The 16,685-nt window shown below is 35.7% G+C and carries 11 protein-coding genes; 8 read left to right on the top strand and 3 right to left on the bottom strand.

Going from position 1 to position 16,685, the window contains the following annotated elements:
- Window positions 1-42 precede the first annotated feature (42 nt).
- A complete protein-coding gene (gene pbpC, locus EMTOL_RS08605) occupies window positions 43-2,385 on the bottom strand; it encodes a penicillin-binding protein 1C (protein WP_015028891.1) in 2,343 nt (780 codons plus the stop codon).
- 68 nt (window positions 2,386-2,453) lie between these two features.
- Between pbpC and EMTOL_RS08600 the strand changes: the two genes are divergently transcribed.
- The 4 genes from EMTOL_RS08600 (at window position 2,454) to EMTOL_RS08585 (ending at window position 6,196) form a co-directional block, all read left to right on the top strand.
- Window positions 2,454-2,975: a KdsC family phosphatase gene (locus EMTOL_RS08600; protein WP_015028890.1), complete on the top strand. Its 522-nt coding sequence runs from the start codon at window positions 2,454-2,456 to the stop codon at window positions 2,973-2,975.
- A 288-nt stretch (window positions 2,976-3,263) separates the two neighbouring features.
- Entirely contained in the window at window positions 3,264-4,169 is a 906-nt protein-coding gene (locus tag EMTOL_RS08595) for a prohibitin family protein (protein WP_015028889.1), read from the top strand.
- A gap of 227 nt (window positions 4,170-4,396) precedes the next feature.
- Entirely contained in the window at window positions 4,397-4,720 is a 324-nt protein-coding gene (locus EMTOL_RS08590; RefSeq protein ID WP_015028888.1) for a hypothetical protein, read from the top strand.
- Window positions 4,721-4,861: 141 nt separating this feature from the next.
- The gene (locus EMTOL_RS08585; RefSeq protein ID WP_015028887.1) at window positions 4,862-6,196 is read left to right on the top strand and encodes an MFS transporter; all 1,335 of its coding nucleotides are present in this window, start codon (window positions 4,862-4,864) and stop codon (window positions 6,194-6,196) included.
- A 98-nt stretch (window positions 6,197-6,294) separates the two neighbouring features.
- Here EMTOL_RS08585 and EMTOL_RS08580 read toward each other — a convergent pair whose 3' ends face one another.
- Window positions 6,295-7,218 (bottom strand): sugar phosphate isomerase/epimerase family protein, encoded by a 924-nt coding sequence (locus EMTOL_RS08580; RefSeq protein ID WP_015028886.1) that lies wholly within the window; start codon window positions 7,216-7,218, stop codon window positions 6,295-6,297.
- Between the two features lie 306 nt (window positions 7,219-7,524).
- Here EMTOL_RS08580 and EMTOL_RS08575 point away from each other — a divergent pair, with 306 nt between their 5' ends.
- Entirely contained in the window at window positions 7,525-8,037 is a 513-nt protein-coding gene (locus tag EMTOL_RS08575) for an RNA polymerase sigma factor (protein WP_015028885.1), read from the top strand.
- A 95-nt stretch (window positions 8,038-8,132) separates the two neighbouring features.
- Here EMTOL_RS08575 and EMTOL_RS08570 read toward each other — a convergent pair whose 3' ends face one another.
- A complete protein-coding gene (locus EMTOL_RS08570; protein WP_015028884.1) occupies window positions 8,133-8,978 on the bottom strand; it encodes a UbiA family prenyltransferase in 846 nt (281 codons plus the stop codon).
- 128 nt (window positions 8,979-9,106) lie between these two features.
- Between EMTOL_RS08570 and EMTOL_RS08565 the strand changes: the two genes are divergently transcribed.
- From EMTOL_RS08565 to EMTOL_RS08555, 3 genes are all read left to right on the top strand, one after another.
- The gene (locus tag EMTOL_RS08565; protein ID WP_015028883.1) at window positions 9,107-11,731 is read left to right on the top strand and encodes a transcriptional regulator; all 2,625 of its coding nucleotides are present in this window, start codon (window positions 9,107-9,109) and stop codon (window positions 11,729-11,731) included.
- A 244-nt stretch (window positions 11,732-11,975) separates the two neighbouring features.
- On the top strand, window positions 11,976-15,062 hold the full coding sequence (locus EMTOL_RS08560) for a SusC/RagA family TonB-linked outer membrane protein (RefSeq protein ID WP_015028882.1): 3,087 nt from the start codon (window positions 11,976-11,978) through the stop codon (window positions 15,060-15,062).
- A 14-nt stretch (window positions 15,063-15,076) separates the two neighbouring features.
- Window positions 15,077-16,681, top strand: coding sequence for a SusD/RagB family nutrient-binding outer membrane lipoprotein (locus EMTOL_RS08555; protein WP_015028881.1), 1,605 nt, complete (start codon window positions 15,077-15,079; stop codon window positions 16,679-16,681).
- Window positions 16,682-16,685 lie beyond the last annotated feature (4 nt).

The following is a 16,685-nucleotide window of genomic DNA, read 5'->3' as shown; positions in this document are numbered from 1 at the left end:
CTTCAAATGAAGCAGCCTCTTTTCTTTATTAGTTTTAACCTCCTATTTCACCATTATACTTATACTACTACTTCTTCCTTTATCATCTGTGCACGATATTTTTACCTTACCTTGTGTTGCTGTAAAGAAAATAGCCTTATTGGCAGGTGTTTTCTGCAATAATTTATCATTTACATACCAATAAACTTCCTTTACATCATTGGCTGGTTGACAAGCCAATTGCATTTGTTGCAAATCATTTTCGCTTAAATAATATTCACTACCATTGTTAGGGTTTGTAATTAAAGGTGCGTTCGTACTTCCGCTGAAAAAACGCGTACAATTAGGGTTATGTGCTGGTATTTTATCATACAGAATATGCTTCTGTTCGTAAAAACTTATTAATTCTGGAGCAAGGTTTGCGTATAATTTTTCTTTGTAAGCATCTGAGGGCAAACATTGCACACAATAACTCATTGATTCTGAAAGGTTTACATATACTTTTTTCAAATGCGAACACTTGTGCGTGTGCGAAATATTTTTTATTGAATAATCTAATATTTTATTGCTGCAATACTCACTAGGTAAATCGCCCGACTCTGCACACACTTGTCGAGAAACGACATCTTGGGGTTGTCGAAACCACTGGCTTGAACTATTATAATCAATTGTATTAAAAATCTGAAATAAGAGTGGGGTGGCTATTTCTGCACCACTTAGCTCTGGCACACCTTCTCCCGAGAAATTTCCAACCCATACACCAACCGTATATTTTTTATTGTAGCCAATACTCCACGCATCTCTTCGCCCAAAGGATGTGCCTGTTTTCCAAGAAATTTTGGGCAAACGATACGTATAGTCAAAATTATTGGGTAAATCGGGGCGTTTGATTTGAGCCAAGATTTCAGTAATTAGATAAGTCGCTGATGAACTGAGTAATTCCACTTTTGAGTTTTGGGGATTCTCAGTAAATAAATAATTAGCTTTTTGCCAATTTCCTTCGTTAGCAAATGAAGCATATAATTGGGTCATCTCTTCAAGAGTCACCCCGCAGCCTCCTAATACAATTGAAAGCCCCAAGTCTTTTTCTTGCTTTCTAATTGTCTGAAAATCAGCTTTTTTAAGCTTCTCAATCAATTCTACTTTTCCTAAATCTCTTATTGCTTTCACTGCTGGAATATTCAACGAATTGGCCAATGCAAACTCAACAGTAACTTTTCCATTGAATTTCTTATCGAAATTTTCAGGCTCAAAACCATTAAAATTGGTTGGTACATCATTAATAATATTCTTAGGTGTAAGGATTCCTTTATCGAAAGCCGTTGCATAAAGCAATGGTTTGAGGGCACTCCCCGGCGAACGAATAGCCTGAATACCATCAACTTGTCCAGCATCAATTTTATCTCCAAAGCCTGCCGAACCCACATAAGCTTCTATTTGCATTGTTTCATTATTGAGCACTAATACTGCTGCATTATTAATATTCATGGCACGTGTTCGGTTCACATAGTTAGCCACCATTTGTTCTACCTTAGTTTGAATGGCTTTACTTACACTGGCCTTGATAATAGCTTCTGTAGGAAAATTCTTCTGTAATCTAATAGAAAGATGAGGAGCTTCTTTGGGGGCCTCGTGCCTAAATGCATTGAGTGGTTCTCTGATAGCATCATTGATTAGTATGGAGTCGAATACCTTTTCACGTTCAAAACGTTTCAGCCATTTATTGCGTTCTTCAGTAATTAGTGGATTTCTTGTACCTAATCGTAAGCTTGTGGGTCGGTTTGGAATAATAGCCAGTGTTGTCACCTCTGCTAAGCTTAATCTATCGGGTGATTTTTGAAAATATAAATAAGAAGCAGATTTAATTCCTTCGATATTTGAGCCATAAGGCACCAAATTGAGATACATTTGTAGAATTTCATCTTTAGAATAAAAAATCTCCAATTGAATTGCCCTCAAAATTTCTGTTATTTTATTGAGATACGTTCGTTTGTTTGGTCGTAACATTCTCACTACTTGCATCGTAATGGTACTTGCCCCTGAAGTTCTACGTTTTTTCAAAACATTGTTTACCGTTGCACGTATAATTGCCACAGGATTCACACCAAAATGATAATAAAAGTATTTATCCTCTTTGGCCAAAATGGCTTTTCGAAGTACGGGCGTAATTTCTTCAAGCGTTACAAACATTCGCCATTTTTCATCTTTACTCAAAAATGTATGTAGTATTTGTCCATTTCGGTCAGTGATGATGGTAGAAAAGTTTACCTCTATTTTGGGTGGAAATAGTATATTCAATATTAAGATTAGCCCTAAAAGAAATAGGGGAACTTTCACTGAGCGATACTTAATTATTTGCAGTAATTTAGGCGGTATTCTAAGAGACATAAAAATATTGCTACGCATATAACACGAATTAAACGAAATTATACGAATTTTATGCAGAATAATTTACAAGACCTAAACCGTATTTCATGGATATTAAATTAAAATCGCAATTAAGAAAAATCACAACGTTCATTTTTGATGTAGATGGTGTTTTAACTGATGCCACCGTAATTGCACTCCGAGGAGGCGAATTGGCTCGTGTTTTCAATGTTAAAGATGGCTATGCGATTGGGAAAGCTGTTCGTTCTGGTTTTAGAATTGCCATTATTTCGGGCGGAAAAGAAGAAAGTATTAGAGAAAGACTTTCCCCTCTAGGTGTAAAAGATATTTTTCTTGGCGTAGGAACCGACCAAAAACTTGGTGTTTTTGATAAATATATTGCTGATAATAATCTTTCTGCCGAAGAAGTTGTATTTATGGGCGATGATTTACCCGATTGGGAAATTATGAAACATCGTGGGGTACTTTCAGCTTGTCCAGCCGATGCGGTGGAAGAAATCATAGAGGTAGCTAATTATAATGCTACTCGCAAAGGCGGAGATTGTGCCGTTCGTGAAGTCATTGAGTTAGTGATGAAAGAGCAAGGAAAGTGGATGAAGATTTTTTAATTGAAAAATCCGCTGCCTTCGACTTCGCTCAGGCAGCGGATTTTTTCAATCTTCCAAGCAAAACCTTTAACTTATTCACAAATCGCAAATCGCAAATTTCTTCTACGCGTTTCCTCAGAAGCGAATCATAAACTTTTATCTTCATCATTAAAAGAATCATTATAGCCCATATAAAATAACCATTCATGTAAATATTGAATAATTTCTTACCGCTTCACGTACGTTTGCTTCGCTTTTGCTCCTAATAACCAAGCATTTAGCAAAACTATTAACTAAACTATTATAAAGATGTTTTTCTTAACTATCGGAGTCGTTATTTTGCTAGCGGGCTTTGCTATCAATACTCCCTCACTACAATTTTCTCGTTTTGCACGTCCACTTAAATTCATCGGCATTTTCTTAATCCTTTTAGGGCTCACATCGGCTAGTATTAAGCAAATAGATGCTGGTAAAGTTGGTGTTCAAACACTTTTTGGTAAAGTACAAGACGGTACACTGACGAGTGGTCTGAACTTCATAAACCCGCTTGTTGATGTAGCCGAATTTGATACCCGTACACAAAATTACACCATGTCGGGAGTGCATGATGAGGGTAGCAAAAATGGAGATGATGCCATTCGAGTACTTTCTTCAGATGGCTTAGAAGTCGTGATTGACCTAACGGTGCTTTACCGAGTTCAACCAGAGCAAGCTCCTACAATCTTGAAAAAAATTGGTGTCAACTACGAAGATGTAATTGTTCGACCAATTACCCGCACACGTATTCGAGATATTTCGGCCTATTATGAAGCAGTTGCTCTTTATTCAACCAAAAGAGATGAATTTCAGGGTAGAATTTTTAAAGCAATTGAAGCCGACTTTAAAACTCGTGGATTAGTTCTTGAACAACTTTTAGTGAGGAATATCAATTTGCCCGAATCGGTCAAGAAAACTATTGAATCAAAAATAAATGCCGAACAAGAAGCACAAAAAATGCAATTTGTTTTACAAAAAGAAAAGCAAGAAGCCGAACGTAAACGTGTAGAAGCACAAGGTATTTCTGATTATCAAAGAATTATTACAACTACTCTTACAGATAAGCAGCTTCAATATGAAATGATTAAAGCTCAAAAAGAAATTGCTATTTCGCCAAATGCTAAGGTAATTATTATGGGTAGTAAAGGAAATACACCTGTAATTTTAAACGATAAGTAGTTACTGCCAAAACGAGAATAAAAAAAGCCTCGCAATAGATTTGCGGGGCTTTTTTGTGTTACATGATATAAAAACGCCGTAAGTGTTTATTTTGTTTCATACTTGAAAAATTATTCAATTATTTTTCAAAAAAGATTTACTTTTACTTGTCAAAGAAAATTTTGGTTGAAAACTGTATTTCATAGAGCAAATACATCTATCGAAGTCCATAATTTAAATACTTAACTATGCGGCAATCTATTATATATGAAGTAACTATTAACTACATTGGCTCTCTGAGCGAAGTAAGGAAACGAGAGCCTTTTGTTGTTTATTTCTCGAACCTCAAACGTGCCATTGAATGTGTACAAACGAACTTAGCCGTTAATGGCTGGGAGCAAAAAAGGGTAAATTACACAGCCGTTTACCGAACATTAAAAGTAAAGAATAAATTTGTCTGCGATTTTGACGCTATGAAAGTTAAGTTTTTTCAAGTTATCATCACAACTAAAACCCTTAACCCATTATTGACAACCTTAGGAATTGACGAATATCCTACCATTAAAAAGTAAGTTAGGGTGGTTTAAACTATTACTTTCTCTACTATTTATCAATAAAGATTACGAGCCATACTGATTGCACATATTTCTTTCGAAAAATTAAATTTTTTCTTTACTTTGTGCAATTAATACTTAACCTAAAACCTATTTCTGATGCAGTTTTCAAAACCCAAGCTGACATTCTCACAGATTATTAACATGAATGTTGGGTTCTTCGGAATTCAATATAGTTTTGGTCTTCAACAAAGTGCCGTTAATCCGATTTACGATTTTCTTGGAGCAAGCCCCGACGAAATACCTTTACTAAATTTAGCAGGCCCAATGACAGGCTTGCTGATTCAACCTATCATCGGAGCGATGTCTGACAAAACGTGGTCTCCTCGCTTTGGTCGTCGAAAGCCTTACTTCCTAATCGGGGCAATCATGTGTAGTTTAGCACTCTTTGCTTATCCTTTTAGTAGTTCCTTGTGGATGGCAGCAGGTCTCTTGTGGATTCTTGATGTAGGAAATAATACTGCCATGGAGCCTTATCGTGCATTTATTGCCGATAAACTTGATTCTTCTCAGCAACCAACTGGTTTTCAAGCTCAGAGTTTCTTTACGGGTTTAGGCCAAACACTTTCGAATCTTTCTATTGCCATTTTTCCTGCTATATTTGTTGGCACATCTGGCTCTTTGCCTACTTGGGTTTACGCATCATTTTTCTTAGGAGCCATTTGTTCAATTGGTTCAATTCTATGGAGTACTAGTCGAACAGCCGAAATTCCGCCCTCTGCCGAAGAATTAGAAGAAATCCAAAAGCACCCACTCAATGTATTTTCGCCATTTGTAGATATTATTTCAGCTATTAGGGATATGCCAAAAGTTATGTGGCAGTTAGCTTTGGTTTATTTATTTCAATGGTATGCCTTATTTTGTTACTGGCAAAATTCTTCAAAAAGTGTGGCTTTATCGGTTTGGAATGCAACACCCAAAGATAATCCTGACTTATATTCTGAAGCTGTAAGTTGGACTGGCTGGGTTAATGGTTGGTATAATGTTGTGATGTTTTTAGTTGCTTTCAGTTTAGCTCGATTTGCCAAAAAATATTCACCTAAAATGGTACACCTCACTTGCTTAATTTTAGCAGGAATCGGTTTTATAGCATTTTCTATGATTCAGAATAAATTCTTATTATTTCCTGCCATCACTGGCTTTGGTATTGGTTGGGCAAGTATGATGGGAATTCCGTATTTGATTGTTGTAGGCGAAATTCCAAAAGAGCGTTATGGCGTTTATATGGGAATAATCAATATGATGATTGTAATTCCGATGTTGATACAAACACTTACTTTTGGCTATATACTAAAGCATTTTCTTAATAATGACCCTCGTAATGCTATTACTTTTGCGGGCGGATTACTTTTAGTAGCTGCCCTTGCCACTGCCTTGATAAAGGCGAAAAAGGTAGAAGGTGAAGTAAATATGCCTATGGGCGGCGGGCATTGATAGTAAGATAAAAGATTGATAATAAATTTAAAAAGCCTTCAAAATTTACAATTTTGAAGGCTTTTTAAATGGAGCAAGTTGGAAACTTATTCTACAAATTATGGCAAATATTGGCGAATATAGTTTCTACTCTGCAAAATTGCCTTTGTAACATCATCTAAACTACCTTCGTAAGCTTTATCCTCTACTTCAATCACAACTGGTCCACGATAGCGTATGTCTGTTAGAGCTGCAAAGAATTTACCCCAACGCACATCACCTAAACCTGGCAATTTCGGAGAGTGATATTCGAGTGGATTAGCTAAAATACCTACTTTATCGAGCTTTTCACGGTAAATCTTTACATCTTTCAAGTGAATATGATGCAGACGGTCTTTGTAATCATATATTGGTCTGATTTCATCCATCATCTGAAAAATCATGTGTGATGGGTCATAATTTAAACCGAAAAGTGGTGTTTTGAATGTTTCAAACATTCTATCCCAAACTGCTGGACTAATTGCTAAGTTTTTTCCACCCGGCCATTCATCATTCGTGAAGAACATCGGACAATTTTCAATACCAATTTTTATTCCCTCTTGCTCTGCTGTTTCGATAATTGGCTTCCAAACCTTTTTAAATATCTTCAAATTATCTTGAATATTCTTTTTAGGGTCTCGACCAATAAATGTATTCATCACAGGCACACCTAATGTATTACAAGCTCTGATAACTTTCTTTATGTGTTCTACATAAAATTCCGATTTATTCTTATCGGCATCGAGCGGATTAGGGTAATATCCCAAACCTGAAATACTAATTCTTTTTTCAAGAAGATAAGATTTGATGTATTTCACCTGTTGTGGGTCATGTAACTTATCTACATTAATATGCGTAACCCCAGCATATCTTCGAGTTTCGCCCCCTTCGGTTGGCCAGCACATCATTTCGAGGCAAGAAAAATCATGTTTTGAGGCAAAATCTACCACATGTTCAAAGCCAAAATCGGCTAAAATCGCACTTACAAATCCAAGTTTTAACATAGTTCTGTGTCTTATATAAGGTTGTTTAATCAAAATTAAAAAAAAAACATATTTGTTGAAATCTTATTTCCATTTACTATCGTATATATTATTTAGGCAAAAATGATTTTGTTTATTATTTAATGACATATAGTTAAACACATAAAAGTATGATTAATAATTAAAAGTTGCTATATTTACTAAATAAGAGCATTTTTTATTTATAAAAAGAAATTATGTTTAACATTAAATAAAAAAAACTATACAAACTCTTGCATTTAAATATTTATTTTGTTTAACTTTGTTTCAACAAAATTTCAACAAGCTATGACAGCCCTCGAATTCAACTACGCTATATCAAAAACATCAAAATCATTGAAGCCTTTCGCTATGCGATTGACAAAAGATAATGAAGATGCCAATGATTTATTACAGGACACGCTTATGAAAGCCTTCTTGAATCGTGATAAATATTCGGATGGCACTAATTTGAAAGCATGGCTTTATACCATTATGAAGAATACGTTCATTACGAACTATCAGAGAATGGTAAGAAAAAATACATTTATTGATACAACTGATAATCTCCACTATATCAATAGCATGGAGAGTGTGATTGACAATGATGCTTATTCATCATTTGCAATGGAAGATATCAATAATGCCGTTGAAACTCTTGATGAAGCTTACCGCCAACCATTTATCATGCATTTCAAAGGTTTTAAATACCACGAAATTGCTCAGAAATTAGGTATTCCAATCGGTACAGTTAAAAACAGAATACACATTGCAAGAAAAGAATTAAAGGATAAGCTATATATGTATGCATATTCTTTCTGACATAAATAAGTGACGGCTCAACCGTACTTGTAGTTTTTGGTTAAAAAAGAGGAAGGTTCGAAAAGGTTATTTGCGTTGCGAATAGCCTTTTTTATTTAATGAATACATAACCATATATAGAAAGCGTTTAGACATACTGATGCAAGTAAATTGAGCCACATCGTATTTTTGAAATTGGCTTGAGAAACATTGTTTAATGTTTTAATAAACCATACAACAAAAAATAGTAAAGTTGGTAAATTAAATATCAAAAGTGCCATAAAATCTATTGGACTAAAATAAATATAGAAGCCCCAAAATGCAACTGAAAACACAAGAGCAGTAAATAAGAAAGTACCCTTAACCCCCAAAAGAATACTAATGGTTGTGTCACCACGTCGAGTATCTTCTTCATGCTGATAAATCTGCGACATTGGGTACACCGCCCAAAGCATAAGTGTACTGATGGCAGCAGGTAGGAGATGGTTTTGTAAATCATGTGAATTCTTTTCAAATACCATTATTATCGAGAAATAAGTAAATGCACCTTGAAAAACTCCTACAACAATCCAACTTAAAATTGGGTATTTTTTCAATCGAATTTTATCGTTGCTGTAAGCTTTCGACACTAATCCATAAACAAATATCATTAACCCAAACATATTGTCAACCAACGAAATAGCCAGTAAAACAGCTATGATATCAATTATCCACGAAACCCAAAATAACTTTTTATCAACAGCTGGTGGATTTTCTAGCCCGCCAATACTTCCCTCATCTTTATCGAAGTAGCTGTTGTAGGCGTTACTTGCAGGATAGATAAACAAATGTAAAATGATAAAAATCCAAATAGCTTTAGTTTTATCAAGATTTGTCGTTTGGCTAATAGCAAACCAATAAACAGGCATTAGGAAAAACGAAAACGGAATTCGTAAATGAAGAATAATATCGCGTAAATTCATTCGCTTTAGGGTGTATGAGTTGTACAAAAAGAATACTTAAAGTAAAAAATACTATTAGAATAAAATCAGAAATCAATGTTTTTTTTCTTAAATTAAACAGAAGGGTTATATTTTTGTAGCTAAATTGCATGCTCTATAATGTACTTCCAACGATGCTCAAAGCACTTAGAAACACCAATTCAGTATTATTCGTATTCATTCTGATATGTCTTACTCATGGAAAGGCCTTCAGCCAAGAGTATGGACTTGAGTTTTTAGGGCACGAAGTTATAACTGATAAACGTACTTCTTTAGTTCTTGGTCAAGAAAAACCACTTTGTCTGAAAGGTAATTTTGAGCTAGGGTTTGAACTTAAATTTAAGCCTGATGTAAAATCGTACTTTGGGTACGTCTTTCGACTCATCACAACCGATGGTAAGAATCTTGACCTCTTGTTTCAATCTGACCCCCGTGGAAAACAACAAACCTTCAGAGTAATTTCAGGCGATAAAGATATCAGACTTCTAACGCCCAATTCCGACCTATTTTATAGCCATTGGCACAAATTTAAGGTAGTTGTTCGAAATAAAGGCATACAAATATTTGTCAATAATCAATTATTAGGCAAAGGCTCTATTTCTAATACATTAAATAACTGTTTTAAGGTATATTTCGGAGAATGCTCCGATTCAAAGTATCTTACAAGCGATGCCCTACCGATGTATCTGCGAAATATAACGCTGGGCGTTGATTCAAAAATCATACATCATTGGCCTCTAAGAGAGATTTCTGGAAACTCAACCAATGATACATTTAATGTTAACCAAAAAGCATTTACTAAAAATGCACAATGGTTACTAAAAAAACACCATGAATGGAAGCAATTGGCGAAGCTAAAGGTGAAGGGAAATTTAAGTTTTGCTTTTGATAACAAAAATAGAAGAATTATTATCAATACCGACCTACGTACTTTTCTTTTTAACACACGGAATGATTCCTTAACTAGCAAACCTTTTACGCAAAATCACAAGAAATTCACATTTGGTGACTTAGGTATTTTTTTACCAACATCTAATAAACTCATCAATGTAAGGCTCAACGAAAAAAAAATATTTAATTACAACGCACTAAATAATAGTTGGGATATCTCTCCAAATGAAAAGTATGAATTAACCGAATATTGGCATCATAATAAATTTTTATATCCCAATGATACTGCAGTAGTTTTTATTGGTGGATATGGCCAATATAAATATAAAAATACATTCAAAAAGTACTCTTTTCAAAATAATACTTGGACCGAACTTAGACTAAAAGGCGATACAATTTCGCCACGTTATATGTTTGGGTTAGGTTCTAAAAATAAAACTACATCCTATTTACTAGGTGGATTTGGCTCAAAAACTGGCGACCAAGGCCTGAGTCCACAGAATTATTATGATCTCTTTGAGATTGACTGGAAAAATGGAAGTAGCAAAAAAATTTATGAATTAAGAAAACCTGAAACACCATTTTCTGTAGCTTCTTCTTTGATTTTAGATGAAAAAAGCGATAAGTTTTATGGCTTAATTTATAATCAACTAAAGTTCAATTCAAACTTACAATTAGTAGAGGGTTCACTCACAAAACCAGAGTTAAAACCCATATCAAAATCAATCCCATATCAATTTATTGATGTCGCAAGTTATAGCGACCTGTATTTCGACAAGACTAACAAGAAGCTCTATTGCGTTACAAGCTTCCATAATCGTCCGCCCGTTGATTCTACAGAATTAGTCATTTATTCACTTGATTTCCCACCATCTAATTTACCCATTTCAAACCAAAACACGCAGTCGCTCAAAGCTGGGAATTGGATGAAAATAATTTCGGGAACAAGTGTTTTTCTTTTATTGGCTATTATTAGCTACTATTTATTTCAAAAAAACAGACAAAATAAACACCGAACACTATCTTCAAAAGTCTCCGATTTGAATTATCAAATAGTGAAGCCGAATCATGCTCTTGAAAAACAAGTTGAAGAGGAGTCCTTTGAAGCAAGTAAGGCCCCCAAAGGTAAAATCTTATTATTTGGCGGATTTCAGTTTATTAATGATAAAGAAACAGACCTTACCAATATGTTTACTCCTTTATTGAGAGAAATGTTCCTATACATTTTATTACATTCGGTTAGATGGAATAAAGGCGTTAATTCCCAACAGCTAAATGAACTTTTGTGGTTTGATAAATCAGTTGATAGTGCACGTAATAATCGCTCAGTGAATATTACAAAATTAAAGACTATTTTCGAACAAATGCCTTCAATACAAATTAATAAGGATACTGGTAACTGGATGATTAGCTTTGAACCAGAGAAGGTTTGTTTAGATTATTTTGAGTTCTTGAAATTGACTAATTCAAAAAAGACAATCAATCATAAACAAATCAATCAGCTTACTGAAATCATCAATCGTGGAGGTTTTCTTACAAATTTAGAATATGAATGGCTTGATGATTTTAAAGGCGAAATTTCAAATAAAGTCATTGATACTTACTTGGCTTATTCGAAGCAGTTAGATGTCGATATTCATGCCGAAGAAATGGTGGAGATTGCTGATAATATTTTTAAATTCGATTCGGTTGATGAAACTGCAATGATGATGAAGTGCCGTGCATTGGTACAACTAGGAAAGCATTCATTAGCGAAAACATCCTACGAAAAATTTGCCAAAGACTATAAACGGCTTTATTCTGAAGAATATAAAGTTTCGTATAAAAAAGTATTAGAAGACTAGTTTGAACAATTCATATTAAGTTAATATCAAAATTTTGCTTATTTATTAAAAAAAATTAAAAAGCCCTTCAAAGCCCATTTGAAGGGCTTTTTTGCTGGTCTTTAGAGCATTTTGCGTTAAAAAACCAAATATCCATTCTAAAGATGTTAATTGAAAATTAATAAAAAATTATTCGGACATTAATAGTTTTATTACCGATAAAATTATAATTATTTAATCATTAACCTAACAATTATTTTCGAGTATGAAGAAAACATTACGACAGTTTTTTACTGCCTTCATACTTTCTCTTTTTATGTTTCAGAGTTTTGCTCAAAACATGAAAATCACGGGGAAAGTAACAGACGACTCAGGAGCTCCTCTCTATGGAGTAAACGTGGCAATTAAAGGTTCTACCAAAGGTACAATTTCTGATGACAAAGGAATGTACTCAATCGAAGCTTCTAAAGGGAATGTGCTTACATTTAGCTATATTGGCTTTGCTGCTACAAATGTTACTGTGGGTTCTTCAAGTGTCATCAACATAAGTTTAACACCAGAAGCAGGTGCATTGAATGAGGTTGTGGTAACTGCCTTAGGTATCTCAAAAGAAGCTCGTAAAGTTGGTTATGCAGTAACAACCGTTAATGGCGACCAAATGACTAAAGCTCGTGAAACAAATGTTGCCTACTCAATGGCTGGCCGTGTAGCGGGTTTGAATATCTCTGGTACGAACGGTGGCTCAGGTTCTTCGGCAAGAATCTTGTTGAGAGGTATGGCAAGTTTTACGGCGAGTTCTCCACTTATTGTATTAAACGGTGTGCCAATTGATAACACTCAAAGAGGTAGTGCCGGAGAATGGGGTGGTGCAGATAACGGCGATGGTATCTCAAACCTTAATCCAGATGATATCGAGAGTATGTCGGTATTAAAAGGTGCTTCTGCATCAGCTCTTTATGGTGCACGTGCAGCGAATGGTGTAATCTTAATTACCACAAAATCTGGTAAAAAAGGTAAAATGTCGGTTGATTATAACCTCAACACAGTTGCTGAACAAGCTATCAACTTCACTGATTACCAATATGTTTATGGCCAAGGCTTAAACGGCAAACGCCCTACGAACACTGTGAGTGCATTAAACAGTGGTATGCTAAGCTGGGGTGAAAAACTTGATGGTGCTTCAACTATCCAATTTGATGGTAAAAGCTACCCTTACTCAGCTGTAAAAAATAATATCAACAATTTCTACCGTACAGGCTCATCAATTACAAACTCATTGGCCATTGCAAGCGGTAACGAAACTGGTAATTTCCGTCTTTCATTAGCTAATCTTGATAATAACTCTATTCTTCGTAATAGTGGCCTTGACCGTAAAACATTCAACTTCACTGGTTCTCAAAAATTCGGTCAAAAATTAAAAGTTGACTTAATGGTGAATTATGTTGATGAACTCAACAAAAACAAGCCACAGTTGAGTGATGGCCCAATGAATGCCAACAACATCAACTTCTTGGCTACGAATGTTAACCAATCAGTCTTGGCACCTGGCTATGACGCTAGTACGGATAATGGCAACGAGATTCAATATAACGATGATATTTACGTAACTAACCCTTGGTTTGTGGTGAATCGTTATAGAAATGATGTAAAACGTAAGCGTATGCTTTCGGCTCTAACAGCTAAGTATGACCTTACAAAAAATATCTATGCTCAAGCACGTTTAGGATATGACTTATTGAATGATGGTACTTTTAAAGTAACACCAACGGGTACTGCTTATTCTAATGGACAAAAAGGTGGTTTAGATGATTTATCAAAATCAACCACAACAGAGTTAAACGCTGAAGCAATTTTAGGCGGAAATTTCAATTTAGTAAAAGACATTTCGCTTGATGCTATTGTGGGTGCTGCAGCTCGTAAAAACAAATACGATATGTTACGCGTAGGTGGTGGTCCATTCGTAATCCCATTCTTCTATAGCCCTTATAACGTATTGTCATTCAACCGTGACTATGGTTATAGCGAAAAACAAACAAATTCGGCCTTCTACTCTTTAGATTTCAATTATAAAAACCAATTGATTCTTTCAACGACGGGTCGTTATGATGCCTTCTCTACTTTACCACAAGGAAATTATGGTATCTTCACACCATCTGCTTCTTTGAGCTATGATTTCACCGAATTATTGAATTCTTCGAAATTAAGCTATGGTAAATTCAGAGCATCTTATGCAGTGGTGAGTGGTGAGCCAGCAAACCCTTATAGCACCTCACAATATTATAGCGTGGGTGGTGCTATTCAAGGTATCACAACTGGTTCATTCAGTAGTACATTACCAAACTTATTCTTGAAACCATATACACTTTCAGAATTTGAAGTTGGTACAGAATTGAAACTTTACAAAAATCGCTTAGGATTTGATTTAGCTTACTTCAACCGCAAAACTCATAACGAGATTATCAACGGTTCGTTATCAGAAGCAACGGGTTTCAGCAACCAACAAATTGGTACTGGTTCTACGCAAAACTCTGGTTTAGAAGCTTTAGTTACTGGTGTTCCGGTTGAAACAGGTGGTTTTAGATGGACAACCTCTTTTAACTTCACTTGGATTAAAAACAAAATCGTTGAAATCAATGGTTCTGGCACAGCTGACCAACAATTAGGTTTAGGCACTTATCGTCCATTAAACGCTAATACTGCATTGATTAAAGGTCTTCCTGGCCCACAAATCATGGCTAATGACTTTGTTTATGACGCACAAGGAAGAGTAGTGATTGATGCGACAGGTATTCCGGTGCAAGCTCCTTCACGTACACCAATGGGTTCGGTTTTACCTAAAGTATATGGTGGTTTCAATAACGAATTCAGCTACAAAAACTTCAATCTTGCTTTCTTGATTGACTACCGTTTTGGAAATAAAGTATTATCGGCAACTAATTATTACACAATCTTCCGTGGTTTACACCAAATGACTCTTGATGGTCGTGAAACTGGTGTAGTTGCGGCTGGTGTAACTAAAGATGGTGCTACTAATACAGTAAATGTACCAGCACAAACTTACTACCAAAACTTAGCTCGCAGAATTTCAGCATTGAACGTAATGGATGGTAGCTTTATTAAGCTTCGTCAGGTTACTTTGGGTTACTCTTTAAATCCTAAGATTTTAGGCAAAACACCTATCAAAGGAGTTGAACTTTCAATCGTAGCAAGAAACCTCTTGACATTATTGAAACGTACAGAAAACATCGACCCAGAAGCTGGTTTCTCTCCAATTCTTAGCTACGCAGGTATCGAAGGTAATAGCTTACCATCTACTCGTACTTACGGTTTGAACCTAAATGTTAAATTCTAATTTTGGCTTTACTCATGAAAAAACTCGGATATATATTTACAATTCTGACAGTATTTTTCACTTCGTGTACTGATAAGTTCGACGAAATAAATACTGACCCAAACAAGACAAGTGCGGCGGTTTTCAACCCCAACTATCTTTTATCGCAGTCGCAGTTTGAGTATGGTAACACTGGTTATTCTCAGTTACTATTCCAAAGTATGTGGACGCAAACTTTAGCTTCTACCTTCTCGTATTATGGCAATGGCGATAAATACGTAGCTTCTGGTAGTTTTGTAGCTTATCAAGGACGTGTTCACGAAGAAACATACCGTGCAGCATCATTATCTTACGAAATGATGAATTTGGTGAAAGACAAACCAGAGATGTCGAACCTTTACAATGTAGGAACAATCATGAAAGTTCTTTGCTTGGCTCGTATCACTGATTGTTATGGCGATGTACCTTACTCACAAGCATTAAAAGCAAAAGAAGGTATCACTTCACCAAAATATGATACTCAATCGAGCATTTATCCAGCAATGCTTACAGAGCTTGATGGTGCAATCACTGCCCTTAGTACTGCAAAAACAAAACCAACGGCAGATTTAATCTATGGTGGTGATGTTGCTAAATGGAAAAAATTCGGATATTCTTTGATGTTGCGTTTAGCGATGCGTCTTTCGAAAGTTGATGCTGCTGCCGCTAAAACTTGGGCAGAAAAAGCTTACGCTGGTGGCGTATTTACAAGCGTTGATGATAATGCAAAAGTATTAACTGATAATGCTACAAACGGAAACAACACAAGTGGTGCTTTGAGAGTACCTGATGATTACCGTGAGGTTCGTTGGAGCAAAACTTTCATCGATTATATGAAAGCAACTTCTGACCCACGTATCAGTGCTATTGCTGAGGTAGCACAAGCTGGTTATGCCAACAACACTAATCAAAGCTTAGCTGGGGATAACTCAGAAAGCGTTCAAATTGGTCTTCCAAATGGTTATGACCTTAACGGTGGTGCTACTGATATTGCCAAACACCCTCAGTACCCTGGTGCATCTGGCTCAGGTGCAGATGTGGCTCGTGTTGGTAAATATTCACGTCCACGTACGTCTATCTTCTTAGACAGAAGCGGCGTAAACTTTATCATGACTTATGCAGAGACAGAATTGCTTTTAGCTGAGGCAAAAGTAAAAGGCTGGAACGTAGGTGCTACAACCGCTGCTGACCACTACAAAAATGGTGTAAAAGCTGCGGCTGCTTCTTTAGCACAGTTTAACAGTACTGCTGCTGGAGATGCTTCAGTTGCTAAAGCTGTAGCGGCAATGGATGATTATTTAACTAAAAATCCATTGAATACAAGCAGTACAGAAGCTTCGTTGAAACAAATCAACGAACAAATTTGGGTTGCTACTGGTATCACATTTAATTTTATAGAAAGCTGGTCAAACTGGCGTCGTTCGGGATATCCTTCCCTTACTCCTGTTGTTTATCCAAACGGATTCTCTAATGGTTCAATTCCAAGAAGAATTCCTTACAAATCAACAGAAGCTTCGTACAATCCAGAAAACTATAAAGTAGCTGTGGCTGCTATTTCGGGTGGAGATACATTCACTGCTCGTGTATGGTGGGATAAATAGTAGA

Source organism: Emticicia oligotrophica DSM 17448, assembly GCF_000263195.1.
Lineage (GTDB): Bacteria > Bacteroidota > Bacteroidia > Cytophagales > Spirosomataceae > Emticicia > Emticicia oligotrophica.
The sequence above is the reverse complement of the archived record's forward strand: the minus strand, read 5'-3'. Positions and strand labels throughout refer to the sequence as shown.